General features: G+C 61.2%; 20 protein-coding genes. 9 read left to right on the top strand and 11 right to left on the bottom strand.

Features of this window, described 5'->3' with window-relative positions:
- Window positions 1-53: 53 nt before the first annotated feature.
- Genes NKJ37_RS12720 through NKJ37_RS12710 form a run of 3 tightly spaced genes read right to left on the bottom strand, consistent with a single transcriptional unit; the run spans window position 54 to window position 939 of the window.
- On the bottom strand, window positions 54-335 hold the full coding sequence (locus NKJ37_RS12720; RefSeq protein ID WP_023812589.1) for a hypothetical protein: 282 nt from the start codon (window positions 333-335) through the stop codon (window positions 54-56).
- A gap of 39 nt (window positions 336-374) precedes the next feature.
- The gene (locus NKJ37_RS12715; protein WP_031213538.1) at window positions 375-656 is read right to left on the bottom strand and encodes a helix-turn-helix domain-containing protein; all 282 of its coding nucleotides are present in this window, start codon (window positions 654-656) and stop codon (window positions 375-377) included.
- 4 nt (window positions 657-660) lie between these two features.
- On the bottom strand, window positions 661-939 hold the full coding sequence (locus tag NKJ37_RS12710) for a hypothetical protein (protein WP_352442201.1): 279 nt from the start codon (window positions 937-939) through the stop codon (window positions 661-663).
- Between the two features lie 308 nt (window positions 940-1247).
- Here NKJ37_RS12710 and NKJ37_RS12705 point away from each other — a divergent pair, with 308 nt between their 5' ends.
- From NKJ37_RS12705 to NKJ37_RS12695, 3 genes are all read left to right on the top strand, one after another.
- The gene (locus NKJ37_RS12705; protein ID WP_023814103.1) at window positions 1248-1469 is read left to right on the top strand and encodes a hypothetical protein; all 222 of its coding nucleotides are present in this window, start codon (window positions 1248-1250) and stop codon (window positions 1467-1469) included.
- A 238-nt stretch (window positions 1470-1707) separates the two neighbouring features.
- Complete coding sequence (locus tag NKJ37_RS12700; RefSeq protein ID WP_352773928.1) at window positions 1708-2496, top strand: GGDEF domain-containing protein; 789 nt, start codon at window positions 1708-1710, stop codon at window positions 2494-2496.
- 292 nt (window positions 2497-2788) lie between these two features.
- Window positions 2789-3751, top strand: a complete 963-nt coding sequence (locus tag NKJ37_RS12695; protein ID WP_352773926.1) for a glycosyltransferase family 4 protein — start codon at window positions 2789-2791, stop codon at window positions 3749-3751.
- 148 nt (window positions 3752-3899) lie between these two features.
- Here NKJ37_RS12695 and NKJ37_RS12690 read toward each other — a convergent pair whose 3' ends face one another.
- On the bottom strand, window positions 3900-4676 hold the full coding sequence (locus NKJ37_RS12690) for a glycosyltransferase family 25 protein (RefSeq protein WP_352723387.1): 777 nt from the start codon (window positions 4674-4676) through the stop codon (window positions 3900-3902).
- 88 nt (window positions 4677-4764) lie between these two features.
- A complete protein-coding gene (locus tag NKJ37_RS12685; protein WP_352773972.1) occupies window positions 4765-5415 on the bottom strand; it encodes a class I SAM-dependent methyltransferase in 651 nt (216 codons plus the stop codon).
- Window positions 5416-5610: 195 nt separating this feature from the next.
- Between NKJ37_RS12685 and NKJ37_RS12680 the strand changes: the two genes are divergently transcribed.
- Both NKJ37_RS12680 and NKJ37_RS12675 read left to right on the top strand, forming a co-directional pair.
- Window positions 5611-5844, top strand: a complete 234-nt coding sequence (locus NKJ37_RS12680) for a glycosyltransferase (protein WP_352773925.1) — start codon at window positions 5611-5613, stop codon at window positions 5842-5844.
- Window positions 5845-5990: 146 nt separating this feature from the next.
- Window positions 5991-7217 (top strand): anion transporter, encoded by a 1227-nt coding sequence (locus tag NKJ37_RS12675; RefSeq protein WP_352773923.1) that lies wholly within the window; start codon window positions 5991-5993, stop codon window positions 7215-7217.
- Here the strand turns inward: NKJ37_RS12675 and NKJ37_RS12670 are convergent.
- Window positions 7214-7801 (bottom strand): TetR/AcrR family transcriptional regulator, encoded by a 588-nt coding sequence (locus tag NKJ37_RS12670; RefSeq protein WP_352773921.1) that lies wholly within the window; start codon window positions 7799-7801, stop codon window positions 7214-7216. The genes NKJ37_RS12675 and NKJ37_RS12670 overlap by 4 nt on opposite strands.
- An 87-nt stretch (window positions 7802-7888) precedes the next feature.
- On the opposite strand from NKJ37_RS12670, the gene NKJ37_RS12665 reads away from it, so the two are divergent.
- Window positions 7889-8770 carry a crotonase/enoyl-CoA hydratase family protein gene (locus NKJ37_RS12665; RefSeq protein WP_352773920.1) on the top strand — a complete coding sequence of 294 codons (882 nt, stop codon included), beginning with the start codon at window positions 7889-7891 and terminating at the stop codon, window positions 8768-8770.
- On the opposite strand, the gene NKJ37_RS12660 is transcribed toward NKJ37_RS12665, so the two are convergent.
- From NKJ37_RS12660 to NKJ37_RS12640, 5 genes are all read right to left on the bottom strand, one after another.
- Window positions 8731-9039: a cupredoxin domain-containing protein gene (locus NKJ37_RS12660; RefSeq protein ID WP_352555360.1), complete on the bottom strand. Its 309-nt coding sequence runs from the start codon at window positions 9037-9039 to the stop codon at window positions 8731-8733. The two genes, NKJ37_RS12665 and NKJ37_RS12660, sit on opposite strands and share 40 nt — an antisense overlap.
- Before the next feature lie 11 nt (window positions 9040-9050).
- The gene (locus NKJ37_RS12655; RefSeq protein ID WP_023814113.1) at window positions 9051-9575 is read right to left on the bottom strand and encodes a DUF4142 domain-containing protein; all 525 of its coding nucleotides are present in this window, start codon (window positions 9573-9575) and stop codon (window positions 9051-9053) included.
- 117 nt (window positions 9576-9692) lie between these two features.
- Window positions 9693-10367 carry an RNA polymerase sigma factor gene (locus NKJ37_RS12650; protein ID WP_023814114.1) on the bottom strand — a complete coding sequence of 225 codons (675 nt, stop codon included), beginning with the start codon at window positions 10365-10367 and terminating at the stop codon, window positions 9693-9695.
- A 130-nt stretch (window positions 10368-10497) separates the two neighbouring features.
- Window positions 10498-11559 carry an HPP family protein gene (locus NKJ37_RS12645; protein ID WP_023814115.1) on the bottom strand — a complete coding sequence of 354 codons (1062 nt, stop codon included), beginning with the start codon at window positions 11557-11559 and terminating at the stop codon, window positions 10498-10500.
- Window positions 11560-11790: 231 nt separating this feature from the next.
- Window positions 11791-12969 (bottom strand): cystathionine beta-lyase, encoded by a 1179-nt coding sequence (locus NKJ37_RS12640; RefSeq protein WP_023814116.1) that lies wholly within the window; start codon window positions 12967-12969, stop codon window positions 11791-11793.
- Between the two features lie 514 nt (window positions 12970-13483).
- On the opposite strand from NKJ37_RS12640, the gene NKJ37_RS12635 reads away from it, so the two are divergent.
- The 3 genes from NKJ37_RS12635 to NKJ37_RS12625 all read left to right on the top strand — a co-directional run bounded on the left by NKJ37_RS12635 (window position 13484) and on the right by NKJ37_RS12625 (window position 16445).
- On the top strand, window positions 13484-14119 hold the full coding sequence (locus NKJ37_RS12635) for a DUF1326 domain-containing protein (protein WP_023814117.1): 636 nt from the start codon (window positions 13484-13486) through the stop codon (window positions 14117-14119).
- 9 nt (window positions 14120-14128) lie between these two features.
- Window positions 14129-14974 (top strand): DUF2182 domain-containing protein, encoded by an 846-nt coding sequence (locus NKJ37_RS12630; RefSeq protein ID WP_352752947.1) that lies wholly within the window; start codon window positions 14129-14131, stop codon window positions 14972-14974.
- A gap of 442 nt (window positions 14975-15416) precedes the next feature.
- The gene (locus NKJ37_RS12625; protein ID WP_023814120.1) at window positions 15417-16445 is read left to right on the top strand and encodes an amino acid ABC transporter substrate-binding protein; all 1029 of its coding nucleotides are present in this window, start codon (window positions 15417-15419) and stop codon (window positions 16443-16445) included.
- Window positions 16446-16450 lie beyond the last annotated feature (5 nt).

The following is a 16450-nucleotide window of genomic DNA, read 5'->3' as shown; positions in this document are numbered from 1 at the left end:
CGGTTTATACCGGAGACATGGGCTTTCAGAGAGCGTCACCAGGCCTCGTGCGCTCAAACCGCCGCCGCCAGAAGCAGCGTTACCCCCAGGACCGTCGACGCGTAGATCGTGGCTAGAAGCACGATCGGGCGAGGATATTCGGCGGGTGTCGCGAGGCCGGCAAAGTGGGGATTTCGAAATGTTTCGGTGCCGGGCGACGGGCCGTCGGCGGCAGCGGGAGTGTTGTCATTGCAAGCGAGTAGAGAAAGACGCTGGGCAATATCGGCGGCGATCAGAGGATCGTCCGCCACCAATTTCGACCAGTCCGAAACAATGCCGATTTCACCTTTGAACATCGCGCGCCTCCCGTTTGGGATCTAACAGCGATATCTAAATTATGTTCCGCCGATAGTTTGACGAGGCGGACCGCTCTTGGTCCTTGCAACCTTCTGATCGATGAAAACCACGCCCGCTGCCTCCAACCCTCGACGGATGGCAGCCAGCTTGGCCGAACTCGGAATCCTTCGTCCGCTCTCGAAACTGCCGATCGTTCCTTCGCTAAGGCCGCACTTCGCGGCGAGTCGCACCTGCGACCATTTCAGCATCGCTCGTGCGGCTCTGCACTGCTGGGACGTAAGGGGCTGGATCCCTGAGACGGTGGAGCTTCGCGTGTTCACATCCTCAGATCCCTTCGCTTCGGCGGGAGGTGGCTTTGCACCAGGTGCACCTTGTCCAGATCCACGGTGACCATTGTCCGAACGACACCGTGACCTTGTCGCCCTCGATCTGCGTAACGTCGCCGGATAATTCCATCGGCTGGCCCTCGGTCAGCTTGGTCGCTGGACCAATGACCGAATGCGGAAAATTGTAACCGGGGATCGACACGCTGACGCGGTCTTCCGTGACGCGCTTCAGCACCGTCGCCATGACCGCCACTTCGTCGCCGACCTTTATTGCCATGCTTCTGATTCTGGGGCGGCATCCGGCTGGCGTCAAGGATTAGCTATGCCTTATATAGCAAGTCACGGAATCACCTCTTTCCATCCAGGAATGCCACGACAGCGGTAAATACCGCAAGCTGTTCAGCTCTATCATGGTGATGAGGGGATTTAGCGTGGCCGGGCAGTCGGCTGGGGCCAGCGTATTATTTCGTTACTCTGCCTTTTCGGAACCTTCCCGCGCACGGCGCGTTCGGCCCGCTGTATTCGCGGACCCTCATATAAAAGTGGACAGGCGGGAGGCAAACAAGGGTGGGGAGGAGTGTTGCCATGTCGAAGCGAGAAATAGGCATATCTTCGGCTCTGGATCGGCGCATCGCCGACCTCAAGGCCAGGATGCAGGACGCCCGGATCACGGAATATGAAATGAAGACCTTTCAAAAAGTGGCTTCAGCCATGGGAGGCGACGGAGGCTCCCTGCGCCTCGATGCCGACGACCTGATCGCGGCATCCTTTGTCGTCGATGCGCTGAGTGAGCCGACGCTCAACTGACGACGAGCGGTCTGGCTTCGCGCGCCGTTTTGCCCTTGCTCGGCCGGCAGTTGGCCCACGCCTTCAAGCTCTGAAACAGGATGGCTGCTTTCCAGCGGCCGTCTTGTAGCGTCTGTCGCAAGTCATCGACAGGGCCGGCGGGTTGGTTCCGCCGCCCGATATCGAATTGGAGGGAAAGTCTTATCAATTTGTTGGGGTTGGTGCGTCATAGTAGCGACGGCTAACGGAGTTGAACGCGATGAAGCTCGATCTGTCGCCGACGAGTTGGGGCAGGGTGATCGCTGTCACGGCAGTCGGTACGGCATTCTTCATTGCCGTGGCGTTCTTCGTCGATTCCTTCAACTTTCCCTATCTTTCGCCCGAGGCTCTGTGGCGGGCACAGATGACCGACCTGATGCTGCCTTTGGTGCTGGGTGGTTCGTTTCTGTTTTTCCTGATGTGGAAGATTCGCCAGCTGGCCATCGCGCAGCGCGACCTCAGCGTCATCGCCGCGACCGACAGCCTGACGGCGGTGCTGAACCGTGGCGCCTTCTCGATGCTGGTCGAAGCCTATCTCGAGCAGACCCGAAAGCAGGAGCAAACCCGTTCGGGCGCGCTGCTGATCATCGACGCCGACCACTTCAAGTCGATCAATGACCGCCTGGGCCATGACTGCGGCGATCAGGCGCTCAAACTGATAGCGCAGGCGATCAAGGGGCAACTTCGTGGGGGCGATATCGTCGGCCGCATCGGTGGCGAAGAATTCGGCGTGTTTCTGCCCGGCGTGGATCCCTCGCAATCCTGGGTGGTTGCCGAAAGCATCCGCCGGCGTATCAGGGAGATGGAATTCTCACCCGGCGGCAGGCCTTGTCCGCTTTCCGTCAGCATCGGCGGCACAAGCTTCACCGGCCCGATCACCTATGAGGAAATCTTCTCCGCTGCCGACAAAAGGCTTTACACGGCCAAGTCGAACGGACGCGATCAAGTCAGCTTCGATCCGGCCGGAACGTCTCCGGCGCCTGAGCCCGGGGTCGCCACCGTGCATTGATGGCAGAAACTTGCGGATGGCTGATCGGGAAGCTCTCGAAATCGACGCAGGCCGCTTTCTCGACGCTTCAATGCTTACAGTCATATGCCGGGATGCGATCTTTACGGATAGCATGCCGGCTCGATAGGCCATGGACTGCAACCGCTTACCGGTATACTTCCCCGCATTGGCGATGTTTCATTGTCGGCAGAAACGGTTCTCACTCCTGAGTTTCCAAGGGTTACGGCCGACGTGCGATCATGATTTTGACGCCGGCGAACAATGGCGGAAACGGTCAGGTAAGCACACGATTATGATCCATTTGTTCAACGGCTTTCAGGATCCTTTCGGTGGCAGTGACCTCAAGACCTTGGAACTCTATCGGCTGTTGAGCGCCGATTCGGAGGTGCGCCTTTGGGCTGCGTCATCGCGGGCTTCAGGTGAATTAATGCGGCAATTCCCGATACGTCGTATTTCCCCGCTTACGCGAAAAGTTCCGGATGGCGGCACTTACGTTTTTCTCGGAGCGCATTGGCGCAACAAGGTGTGGCCTTACCTGATCCCGCGGCCGCGCCGGCTGATTTACGACTTCAACACCCTTCATCCGAAGGTTCTCAACCTCACCACGCGCATGCCTCGGAGCTTGGGATGGCCCGCCGCCGAGATAGTGCTTGTTTCCGACTTTCAGAAGCGATTGCTCCAAATCGACGGCACGGTGCACCCCTCTCCGATCGAGATCGAACGTTTTTCACCACGGCGTCTGGATTCGGATCGCCCGTTCATCGTCGGACGCTTGAGCCGCGATGGGCCGGGCAAACATCATCCCGATGACATACCCCTTTACGAGACATTGCTGGCCGAAGGTACAGCCTTGCGGATTCAGGGAGGGACAGGGCTCAAGGGCAGCCTCATGCCGCATCCGCAACTCGAGCTGTTGCCACCCGGCCAATTTTCCGCCGAAGAGTTTCTGCAGACGCTCGACGTGTTTTATTATCGCACCGGTTGGCATGTGGAAACCTTCGGTCGCGTCGTGTTCGAGGCGATGGCCTGCGGGTTGCCCGTGGTCTGCCATTCATATGGAGGCTATTCCGACCATATCAGGCATGGCGAAAACGGCTTCTTGTTCGAAACGACGCAGCAGGCGGCGCGGATCCTGGCCGATCTCAAAGCCGATCCGGCGCTGCGGGCGGCAGTGGGCCTCAAGGCCCGGCAGACCGTCGAGCAGCTGTTTTCGCCGCAGGCACTGCGGCAGCGGCTGGATTTTTATCTGAACTAGGCGCCCGAAACAGCGCCGGGGTCGATTGCGGGAGCGTGGTTCCGACAGACGTCCGGCTCCGGCGGAGCGCCTTGTGTCACCAACTCGGAAAGACCGCGCGCGCCTCGGGACCCCATGACACTCCCCGATCCTGTTGGCCGGACAGATATCAGGCCTCGGGTATCGACTGGAGAAAGGATACGGTCTTCTCACGCCTGAGCCGGCAGATATCGAAAATCTGCCGTGCTACACGCCTCGTTTCGACCACGAGCTTTTCGACCGGGCTCCTCTTTGGAGCGGGATTTGCTCTAGCTCTCACCAGCCGCTCTTCACTAAGGAGGCTGGTCAACCCGGAGGTCTTCTCGCGTACATGATCATGTTGCACACACAGTGCGGGCAAGAGTTGGTATATGGTTTTGCTTGACGACGTCGGAAGTGACGGATCGAAGATGACCTCATCGGCGCGTTCATCAAGACTCCGGGAGATCAGATCGAGCGCCGCTTGCCTGGAAAGGATGTAACCGGCCGACCCGAAATGTATTCCATATAATCTTGCCACCGAAAACGCACGGCTGACAGAAGTGCGCTTCATCGCGATGACGGTCTTCCTTAAGCTCGTTTCCAGCTTGACGATATCCGCGTCGGCCGGAATCCATCCATCATTGGAAAGCATCGGGCCAGCCGCTTCGGACAAAAGGATGTCATCCTCGAAGATCGCGCCAAAGGCACCATCACCATCCGCGATGATTCTCCAGCAAACCCTGTGGCTCATGAGGCAGGCCATTTCCGTCGGGGTTAAGCCGGATGAAGTCTCGGCAAACTCCGGTCGGTGCCACGCGTCTATGGCAGAAACCCGGTCGAACGAAACACCAATCTTCGAGAATTCAACTGTGACATGGGCAAGTCGATCGGGAGACCGATCAAGGTTGATGACCATACATTTCATTTGATGCCCCCCCAGGCTATCTACCAATTGTCGTACTGCTTTGGAACTTGACCCGGAATCTATCCTCCACGCCCTGGAACGGCCGGGCTTAACCGAATAGTCTCCGCCGCAGCGCTCGCAGTCTGCCATTCAGTCTTTTGTTCTCCAAGTGGACCACCCGGTTGCTTCTACCGAGATAGCTGTCTGGATGAATAAAGTCGAGATAATCGGGGTTTGCTGGACCGAGACCTAGCTTTTCGCCGGTCTCGTCGTTCGCCATCAAGAGGAGGTTCTGGCGATACCAGAAAGGAATTCGACCGTCGGCCCATATCATTGGACGTACTATGTCATAGGTCTTGAATCCGTGAACCTCGAACCGGTGAGCCCATGTACTGTGCCATGCTTCATTGATATGATTGGTCCCGCCTTGGTGCGGCACAGCAGCGGAAAATAGAATGGCCGGGGCGCTTTGACAAAGCCATTTCACAGCTTTGACAGACGCCGCTTCGGATATGTGTTCCAGCACCTCCGCGCAGATAGCCATGTCAAATCGGCCCAGATCGGGAAGAGGTTTTTCCAGATCAACAGCAAGAAATTCACTTTCGGCGATCTGGCGGAGTTCCCTTGGAACCCACGGCCCGTCGAGACCCCGTACATTGGTGATCTCTAGCTGCTTAGCGGCAGCAAGCCACGATCCCACACCAGTTCCGAGATCAACAATCGAAGTAGGTCGCAGAATATCGGTCACTTGTTTCAGAATTATCTTAGCAATTCCGACTTCCTTTGCCCGCTCGACGAAGAATTTTTTGCTGTAGAGATAGTGTCTCCCATACTGAGCCTATAGCGTTGCCAGATTCCATTGGCAAGTGGAGCCATAGGTACCTTTCCGCAGACGCTTGGCGTACTTCCGCGCCGGCTCGCACGTTGAGACGTTCGGCCGGGTGGTGTTCGAGCGATGGCCTGCGGGTTGCCCGTGGTCTGCCATTCATATGGAGGCTATTCCGACCATATCAGACATGGCGAAAACGGCTTCTTGTTCGAAACGACGCAGCAGGCGGCGCGGATCCTGGCCGATCTCAAAGCCGATCCGGCGCTGCGGGCGGCAGTGGGCCTCAAGGCCCGGCAGACCGTCGAGCAGCTGTTTTCGCCGCAGGCACTGCGACAAAGGCTGGATTTCTATCTGCGTTAGCGGCACGTCATCCCTTGGGCGGTGCTTGACGCAACAACATGCCTGGCTGTCTGTCATCGATCTCGACATCGCGCTAAAGCAGGCACGCAAATCAGACCATTGGGGCTGACAGGCAGCGGCGCGCCACAGGGCAGGACTTCTTATCGATGACATTGATGGGCGCGGCGGCACTGCTGATCCTGATCCTGACTTACGCCGGTGTTGCCATTGGCCGCATCCCCGGCCTGCGCCTCGACCGGGCGGGGATCGCGCTTCTCGGCGGGGCCGCGATGATCGCCATCGGCGCGCTCAGCATGGAGGATGCCTACCGGGCGATCAATTTCGACACCATCACGCTTCTGCTCGGCATGATGATCGTGGTGGCGCATCTGAAGGTGTCAGGCGCCTTTCGCGGCCTTGGCGCCGTCGCCATCGAGCATGCGCACGCGCCCTTCATGCTTTTGGTGATGGTGACGCTGCTGACCGGGGTGTTGTCCGCCTTCCTGGTCAACGACGCCATCTGCCTCGTCATGGCGCCGATCGTCGTCCATGTCACCCGTGTGATCAAGCGCAACCCGATCCCTTATCTGATCGCCACCGCCACCGCGTCGAATTGCGGCAGCGTCGCCACCATCACCGGCAATCCGCAAAACATGGTCATCGGCGCGCTGTCGGGCATTTCCTATCCGGCCTTTTCGGCGGCGCTCGCTCCGGTCGCCCTGTTCGGCCTCGTCGCGGTCGTTGTCATCATACGCATCGTCTACCGGGCCGAATTCGCCCGCACGGTGCAACTGATGCCCGAGGTCTCGCGTGGCCGCATGCACAAGAGACAGGTGCTGAAGGCGGTGGTGGTCTGCATCGGGCTGGCAATCGCCTTCTTCGCCGGCGTGCCTGTCGCCAAGGCCGCACTCATCGGCGGCGCCATCCTGTTGCTCACCCGGGCCATCAAGCCGGAACGCATCTACCGCGAGATCGACGGTCCGCTGCTGTTCATGTTCGCCGGTCTGTTCGTGGTGGTCGCCGGCGCCGAAAAGACGCTTCTTTCGCCCGACATGATCGCTTCGGCCAAGAACCTCGGGCTGGGCGACGTCTGGCGCCTGTCCGGTTTCACCGCGGTGCTCTCCAACATCATGAGCAATGTCCCGGCCGTGCTGGCGCTTCGGCCCTTCATACCGGGCCTCGAAAACCCCGAGCGCGCCTGGCTGGTCGTCGCCATGAGCTCGACACTGGCCGGCAATTTCACGCTGCTGGGTTCGGTCGCCAATCTGATCGTCGCCGAACAGGCACGAGCCGCCGGCACGACGCTGTCGTTCGGCGCTTTTTTCAAGGTCGGCTTGCCGTTGACGCTGATAACGCTGGCCGCCGGTACGGCATGGCTGGCTTTCGGGTTCTAGACCTGGCTGCCTGAAATTCGCGCCCGCACAAGCGTTGCCGCGGCGCGGCCGGCGGCCTCGATGTAATCGGGGTTGCGGTGGATCAGCATGATCGAAAAGCAGCCGTCGATCAAAAGCACGATCTCGCGTGCCAAGGCAGGCGGCTCGCCGACGCCATGGTCCGACAAGGCGCCGGCCAGCCATGTTTCGAAATTCAGCTTGTGCCGCGCGCCGACCTTGACCGCCGGATGTCCGGGCATCGAGGCGAGTTCGGCGGCCGTGCGCAGGAAGCCGCATCCTTTCCATTTCGGGTGACGAGCGGACCTCGCCAGATTGGTGAAGATCGCCTCGACCTTGCGATCCGCGCCGCCTTCGGCAGCATCGAACCAGCCAGCCATCCGCTTCAGATTGGGTTGGTCGCGGCCATCGAGATAGGCCGCGATGAGGTCGTCCTTGCTCTTGAAATGGTAGTAGAGCGTGCGCTTGGTGAGACCCGCTTCCTCGGCGACGGCATCGACGCTGACGCGACCGATTCCTTCGGCATAGAAGAGCCTGGTCGCGGCATCGCCAATGCGTTTGCGGGTAGGACTTTGCGTGTCAGGCATGAGCTTAGGTATACCGACTAGTGAATATACACAAGCGGAAAGAGGCATAGTCTTCCGGTCATCAGCATGATGAAGAAGGAAGAGCCAATGACCGATCTTGTCCTTAGCGAAACCCGGGATGGGATTGCCATCCTCACCCTCAACCGGCCGGAGAAGCTCAACGCGCTGAATTATGCCCTGATCGATCGCCTGCTTGCGATCCTCGACGACATTGAAGTCGATGACAGCGTCCGCGCAATCATTCTGACCGGAGCAGGGGAGCGGGCGTTTTCGGCGGGCGGCGACATTCATGAGTTCTCGGCAAGCGTGGCGGTCGGCGTCGATGTCGCGATGCGGGACTTCGTCATGCGCGGGCAACGGCTGACGGCGAGGCTGGAAGCGTTTCGCAAACCCGTCATCGCTGCCGTCAACGGCATTGCCTTTGGTGGCGGTTGCGAAATCACCGAGGCGGTGCCGCTGGCCATCGCCAGCGACCGCGCTTTGTTCGCCAAGCCGGAAATCAGCCTTGCAATGCCGCCGACCTTTGGCGGAACCCAACGCCTGCCGAGGCTCGCCGGGCGCAAGCGGGCGCTCGAACTGCTGTTGACCGGCGACTGGTTTGCGCCGCCGCGGGCGCTTGAACTGGGTCTCGTCAACGAGGTTGTGCCGCATGCCGAGTTGATGCCGGCCGCAATCGGCCTGGCCAGGCGCATCCTGCGGCACTCCGATCTGGCGATTGCCGGCATCCTCACGGCAGTGGCGCGCGGCCTCAACCAGAGCATCGCCGAAGGCCTGCTGGTCGAGGCCGAGCAGTTCGCCCGCATGGCCCCGACCGCCGATCTGCGCGAAGGGCTGAATGCCTGGATTGCACGCCGCGAGCCGGGCTATGACGGCTCGTGGACGCATATCGCGCGCCCCGACGAGGCCAGGCGAGCCTCGTTGGCGCTGGATCAGGGGGCCACCACCAAACGGCCTTTCATGTTGGGGTGAAAGCGGCAGAAATAGTCGACCGGTCCCGCGGCCTTTAATGTCAGGCTTGCGGATTTCTTCGGCGGGATCATCACTTCCCAGCCGCCTTTCACGGTGGCCGTGTGGGCGAACACATCCTTGTTCACCCACTCGATCGTGTCGCCGACCTTGGCCTCGACGGTGGCTGGCGAGAACACCAGCCTGTCGATGATGACCTGGATGGTTTCTGCTCGCGCCGGAACGGTACCGACGGCCAGCGCCAACGCAATCCACAGATGGCGTTTCGGCATGCTCCGGGCCCTTACTTGAGCATGCCGGCGACGTGCTCGGCGTGCTGCTCATGGCCCTGGAAAATCTTCAGGCCGGTTTCCAGCAGGCTCTTCAGTTCGGCATTCTGCGCCGACGGGATCAAAAGGGTTTCGAGCGCGCCGTTGACCTGCTTGTGGTAGGCGACCTCATTGTCGACATAGGCTTTGTCGAAGGCAGCGCCGTCGAGTTTGGCAAGCTTGGCCCGCTCCTCCGCCGCAGCTTTGGTCAGCGCCTGGCTGGTGGCGTTGTCTTCCGGCGTGACCTTGAGCTTCTTCACCAGGTCGAGCGCCTGAACATTTACAGCCTCGTGATCCCGGACCATGTCCTTGGCGAAATCGACAACCTCCTTGTTCTTCGATTTCTCGATCGCCAGCTTGGCCGCTTCGACGTCGATGACCCCGGCCGTGTAGGCGATGTGGGCGATCTGCGGATCGGTTGGCTTGTCGGCGGCTTGTGCGAATGGGGCAGTGCCAAGCAGCAACAGGGCGGCGAGCGCGGCAGTGTGTCGGATAGACATGGCATCTCCTTCGTCCGGACGCTGAAATCGCGCCGGACTGTGTTTTTCGGTTGACGTTCATTGGATGCTGGTCAGCGGCAAACGTTCCCGCTGAAATGAACTGAAATCCGGTGAGGGTCAGCTTTCCAGCCCGAGCCGCCGCATCACGGCGCTGGTCAGTCGTTCGCAACGCCGGCCGGCGAAGGGGAAGGCATCGAGCAGCACCGGTCCGATCTGGTCGTCCAGCGCCTTGCGCACGAGGGCGCGCGCGCGGTGCAGCCTCGTCTTGACGGTTTGCGGCCGCACGCCGAGGAGATCGGCGGTCTCCTCGATGCTCAGCCCCTCGATCACCCGCGCCACGAACACCGTCCGGTAGACGTCGGGAAGGCTGTCGGTGGCCTGTTCGACCAGTTGGAGGATCTGCCTTTGCGCCATCGTCCGTTCCGGATCGTCGCTGGGGTTGAGAGGGAACCGGATGATCTCGGCTTGCGGATTTTCCGGCAGTGCCACCGTTCTGCGCCTGTTGCGCAGGCGGCCAAGCGCCTCGTTGATGACGATGCGCGACAGCCATGTGGCGAGCGAGGAGTCGCCGCGAAACGCATCGAGATGGGCGAAAGCCTTGACGTAGGCCTCCTGCACGATGTCCTCGGCCTCGCTGTCATTGCGCACGACGCCGCGCGCGATCCGGTAGAGCCGCTGATTGTGTGTCTTGATGATGGTGCGGAAGGCATCGCCGTCGCGCGCCAAGGCGCGGCGCACAAGCTGCATCTCGCCTGGCACAGCAGAAGGCACGGCCGTCAAGACAGCAGGCATGGCCAGTTTCCTCAACCCAATCTCCGGACCGGACCTCGATTGAGAGATTGGACGCTGTCGCCGGCAAAAGGTTCCCGAAGACTTTTCGCGGGGCCTGGCGGCGGTACCCTACCGCGCGAGTGAAGGCTTGTCAGGCAGCCTGCAGGCGCGCCGTGGCCGCCAACAGATCGGTCTGGGTGATCAGCCCGAGAATCCGTTTGTCGTCGTCGACGATGATGACCGCATGGCTGCGGCCGTCGGTGAGCACCGGCAGCAGACCCATGGCGGCAAAACCTGCGGCGGCTGTTGCCGCGGGTGATATGACGGATCCGACTGTCCCGGAGGCCTGGGTGAGTTCGCGCAACCCCACGGTGCCTGCCAGCCTGGCTTCCGCATTGACGACCGGCAGGGTCCGGATGTTGTGGTCAAGCAGCAATTGGCGCGCTGCCTCGGTGGAGGTGTGAGTATCGACCGAGATCACATCGCGCGACATGATGTCCTCGCACAGAAGCGTCTTGTGCGCGCGCACCATCGCCTGCAATTCGACCTGCCGCAGCAGCCGGTCGAGATCGTTGCGATCGATATCGAACGTCTCGTCGAGTGCGCCAAGCGCGGCATCGATGTCTTCGGACCGGAAGCCCACGCGCAGCTGCGCCGGCGGATCGCCGGTGCCGTGGCTGTTCGCCGGCGCTGCAACCGGTACATGCGGATAATTGCGCCGGGCCAGCCTGTGGAAGCCGTAGCCGAGCGCCACCAGCAGGATCGAGTTCAGCGCCACCGGCACGAATGGAAACAGGAAGCCGGCGCTGATGACGGCAGGCCCTCCCAGCACCGCGGTCAGCGCGGCCGCTCCGCCCGGCGGATGCAGGCAGCGCGTGAACGACATGGCGGCGATGGCCAGTGCCACCGCGATGCCGCTGGCAAGGGCGGTTTCGTGGATGAAATGCGCCACGATCACGCCGACCAGCGCCGATATCGTGTTGCCGCCGATGATCGACCATGGCTGTGCCAGCGGACTGGCGGGCACGGCGAACAGGAGCACCGCCGACGCCCCCATCGGCGCCACCAGCAGCGGCACATGCGGGCCGTTGCCGAGCACAAGGCTGGCGATCACGCCGGTGAGTGCAATGCCGATCGTCGCGCCGATACAGGCGACGAGACGCTCGCGCAGCGTCGCGCCGGCAAGAATGGGAACAAAAAGGCGGAAAGCCATGGGGTCGAAAACTCTGCCGGTATTCCAGGGGACGTCGAAAATGTGCTGATTGCACCGCAATGACGCGGCATCGTTGAATTTGAAAGCCAAACTGATCCGCGAAATCGCAGTTTTAGGGAATAGAATTCCGCTAGTGCATGTCGCCCAAATGTGACCTCGGTTCTGGGAGAACGACATGCACAAAAACAAAACTGAAGCGGGTCGCCTGAAAATCTTCAGGCGCGACACGCTTTAGGCTGCCGCTGCGGCGGTCAGGCCGCGCGAAATATCGGCCTTCAGGTCGTCGACATCCTCGAGGCCGATCTGCAGGCGGATCAACGGACCCTCATAGGGGGCTTTTGCAACAACGCGGTCGCCGAGCCAGACCGGTACGGCAAGGCTCTCATAGCCGCCCCAGGAATAACCGAGGCCGAAGATCCGCAGCGCGTCGAGGAAGGCGTGCTGCTGCTTCTGGCCGCCACCGGCAAGAACGATGGAAAAGATGCCGCTCGAGCCGGAAAAGTCGCGCTTCCACAGAGCGTGATCCGGATGGCTGGGCAGGGCCGGGTGGAGCACGCGCGCCACGCCCTTCTGGCCCTCGAGCCAGGAGGCGATCGCAAGCGTACTGCGCTGATGGTGTTCGAGGCGCACGCCCATGCTGCGCAGGCCACGCAGCACCTGGTAGACGTCGTCGGGCCCGGCGCAACAGCCAAGCGTGCAGAAGCTTTCGTAGAGGTGCGTCCAGCAACTCTCATTGGCCGACACCGTGCCAAGCAGCACGTCGGAATGGCCGGCCGGGTATTTGGTCGCCGCATGGATAGATATGTCGACACCGTGGTCGAGCGGGCGGAAATAGAGTGGCGTCGCCCAGGTGTTGTCCATCATGACGATGGCGCCCGCGGCGTGCGCCGCCTTGACGATGGCCGGGATGTCCTGCACCTCGAACGTGTTGGAGGCCGGCGATTCCGTGAACACCACCTTGGTGTTGGGCTTGATCAACGCCGCGATGCCGGCGCCGACATCGGGGGCGTAATACTCGACCTCGACGCCCAGCCGCTTCAGCATCGTGTCGGCGAAATTGCGCGTCGGATGATAGACGGTATCGACAATCAGCAGATGGTCGCCGGCCGAGACGAAGGCGAGCAGCGGCACCGTCACCGCCGCAAGGCCCGACGGCACCAGGATCGTGCCTGCCGAGCCTTCCAGCGCGTCTATGGCATGGGCAAGCGCATCGGTCGTCGGTGTGCCGCGCGTGCCGTAAGTGTATTTCTGGGTTCGCGCCGCCATCGAAGCCGCGTCGCGGAAAAGCACGGTCGAAGCATGCACCACCGGCGGATTGACGAAGCCGAAATAGTCGTGCGGATTGTTGCCCGAATGGGCAAGCCGCGTGTTGATGCCCATCCCGCCGTGCTCGCTGCCGTCTTTCGCCATTCTGCGTCGCCTTGTTTGATAAGCCGCTAGCCATAGTGCGGCGCTATGGACCGTGCAACAGCCACCGCCCGCCAGGAGGCGGACTTCGAATATGCCAATTCGTCGCGGCAAAAACAGCGATGCGGGGACGGAGTATTAAACGAAAAACCCGCCTGTGCGGCGGGTTATCGGCGCAAACCAGCACCATGGACGAATATGTACCATAGCTGAGGGCAGGGAGTCAAGAAAAAATTCCTATCAAGAAAAGCGACAGGCACAAAAGCTACCGGCACAAAAAGCTGCTGCCGCCGCCGAACTGGTTGTCGTCAGGTCTTTTGTTGACCTGTGTTCGGAGCCCTTGTCCCCGCCGATCGGTCTATTGTGGGCGGCGGTGAATGGTATATGATTGTCGGCTAATATTAATCGCCGGATTGCTTCGATCAGATGCTGCCGGATGGTTGCTGCCGGTTGACTTCTGGTCCTCCACGATCCGGATCGCGCTCACGAAGCGTGAGCGCGGCAAGGGAGGAATGCCATGCCGGACGTCAAATGGGCCATGAAGGCGAGCGAATTCATCAACTGCAACTGCGCCTATGGCTGCCCGTGCCAGTTCAACGCCATGCCGACATACGGATTCTGCCAGGCAGTCGCCGGCATGGAAATCGAGAGCGGCCATCACGGCGACACCAAGCTCGACGGGTTGCGGTTCGTCGGGATTTTCAGCTGGCCCGGCGCCATACACCAGGGCGGGGGCGAAGCCGCGGTGGTCATCGACGAGAGGGCGACGGAAGCCCAACGTGGCGCGCTGCTTCGCATATTGGGCGGTCTGGACACCGAGCCAGGTGCAACGATATTTCAGGTCTTTTCGACCACGCTGGAGAAATTCCACGATCCGATCTTCGCGCCGATCGAATTCAAGATCGACGTCGACGCGCGAACCAGTCAGCTGCATGTCGAGGGTATAACCGACGGTCGCGGCGAGCCGATCCGGAATCCGGTCACCGGCGCCGCGCACCAGGCGCGCATCGACTTGCCGCACGGCTTCGAATACGCGATCGCCGAGGTCGGGCGCGGCTGGACCAAGGCGACGGGCCCGATCAAGTTCGAGCTGGCCGATACGCACAGCCATTTCGCCAATCTGCATCTCACGCAGAGCGGCATCGTGCATTGACCTGATCCAATGGGCGATACGGCCCTCGAGGCGGTGCTGAGGCGCGATCGCGCGGTCGTGACGGTCGCGCTCGTCGTGATTGCCGTGCTCGCCTGGGCCTATGTGCTGTGGCTCGCCGCCACCATGGTCATGCCCGGCTCCCCTTTGCCGGACGGCGGAGGCGACGACATGGCCGGCATGGATATGGGCGGCATGGATATGGGCGCCGCCATGGCGCCCGGCTTCCGGGCCTGGGCGATGGGCGATTTCGCTTTCACCTTCACGATGTGGGCAGTGATGATGGTTGGCATGATGACGCCTTCGGTCGCGCCGATGTTGCTGCTCTATGCCGGTGTCGGCCGCAAGGCGCGGGCGGATGGCCGGCCCATCGCTTCGACGGGATGGTTTTTTGCCGGCTATCTCGCCGTCTGGGTCGTCTTCAGCCTCCTGGCGACCGGTGCGCAATGGCTTCTCGCCCGTGTAGCCTTGCTCGATCCCTTGATGGCGACCGTCAGCGCGATCCTCGGCGGCCTCGTCCTGATCGCCGCCGGTCTCTATCAATGGACGCCGATGAAGGGCGTCTGCCTGCGCCAATGTCAGGCACCGATCGCGTTCCTGGCCAGCCATGGCGGATTCCGTTCCGCTCCGCTCGGCGCGCTTCGGCTCGGCATGGATCACGGCGCTTATTGCTTGGGGTGTTGCTGGGCGCTGATGGCTCTGTTGTTCGTCGGTGGCGTCATGAACGTGCTGTGGATCGCCGGCATCGCCATCCTTGTTCTGCTGGAGAAGACGGTGCCGACCGGGCAGCTGATTCCGCGCGTTTCAGGCGCGTTGATGGCCGCCGTCGGGACCTGGATCGTCTTTCAAGCCTTTTGAGAGCAGTCTTCGTCGGCGGTCTGTATTGGTATGCAGCCGTCAGTAAATCGTCAGATGACAATCTTGGAACCTGGTAGTTCGTCGCACGGGGAGGTCAACAACGACGAGGTATTGCCCGGGATGGATTTCGCTGCCGCAGCCCGTATTGGCCCGGCGTTGGCGTTGCATGAGATTTGCCGCCTTTATTAGCCCTGCTGGCTAAATCGCGGGCGTGTTTGTCTGTAAATCGGGCATTTGCGGCAATCGGTTTTCAAACTCTTTGGGTTTCGGTCATTTTCCTTGACCTCACAGGAATTATCGCCTTCGATGACATTTGTGAACGGGAGGCGGCGCGTCGGTTACGATGCGGGGTTCCGGGATGGGCCGGGATGGGAGCCGCGTTCACACGGGAGAAAAAAATCAGGATTTACTCCTGAAAAACAGAGAAAAGGGTCTGTGGGTCATGAAACATATTGCTATCGGCATTCTAGGCGCCGCCACGCTTGGATTGATGGCGTCCGCCGCGTCGGCGGCCACGCTCGACACCGTCAAGGCGAAGGGCTTCATCCAGTGCGGCGTCTCCACCGGCCTGGCCGGCTTTTCGGCGCCGGACGACAAGGGTGACTGGCAAGGCATCGATGCGGATTTCTGCCGCGCTGTCGCGGCCGCCGTCTTTGGTGACGGCTCCAAGGTCAAGTTCACGCCGCTCAGCGCCAAGGAGCGGTTCACCGCGCTGCAGTCGGGCGAGATCGACATCCTCTCGCGCAACACCACCTGGACCATCAACCGCGATACGGCGCTTGGCCTGAATTTCATCGGCGTCACCTACTATGACGGCCAGGGTTTCATGATCAACGCCAAGAAGCTGCCGGGCGTCAATTCGGCATTGCAGCTTTCGGGCGCCGCCGTCTGCGTGCAGAGCGGCACCACCACCGAGCTGAACCTCGCCGACTACTTCAAGGCCAACAAGATGGAGTACAATCCCGTCGTCTTCGAAAAGCTGGAAGAGGTCAACGCCGCCTATGATGCCGGCCGCTGCGACGTCTACACCACCGATCAGTCGGGCCTCTATGGCATCCGCCTGACGCTGGGAGCGCCGGCCGACCATGTCGTGCTGCCCGAGATCATCTCCAAGGAGCCGCTCGGACCGGCCGTTCGCCAGGGCGACGACCAGTGGTACCACATCGTCAAGTGGACCTATTTCGCGCTGCTGCAGGCTGAAGAGCTCGGCATCACCAAGGCCAATGTCGATGAGATGAAGAACTCGGCCAGCCCCGAGATCAAGCGCGTGCTCGGCCAGGAAGCCGATACCAAGATCGGTACCGATCTCGGCGTCTCCAATGACTGGGTGGTCAACATCGTCAAGGCAGTCGGCAATTATGGCGAAATGTTCGAGCGCAATGTCGGCTCGGGCAGCCCGCTGAAGATCGCGCGCGGCATCAACGCGCTGTGGACCAAAGGCGGCCTGCAATACGCGCCGCCGATCCGCTGATCGAA

The organism is Mesorhizobium sp. M0140, from assembly GCF_040322475.1.
GTDB lineage: Bacteria > Pseudomonadota > Alphaproteobacteria > Rhizobiales > Rhizobiaceae > Mesorhizobium.
This window is presented reverse-complemented; position numbering and strand designations above follow the sequence as displayed.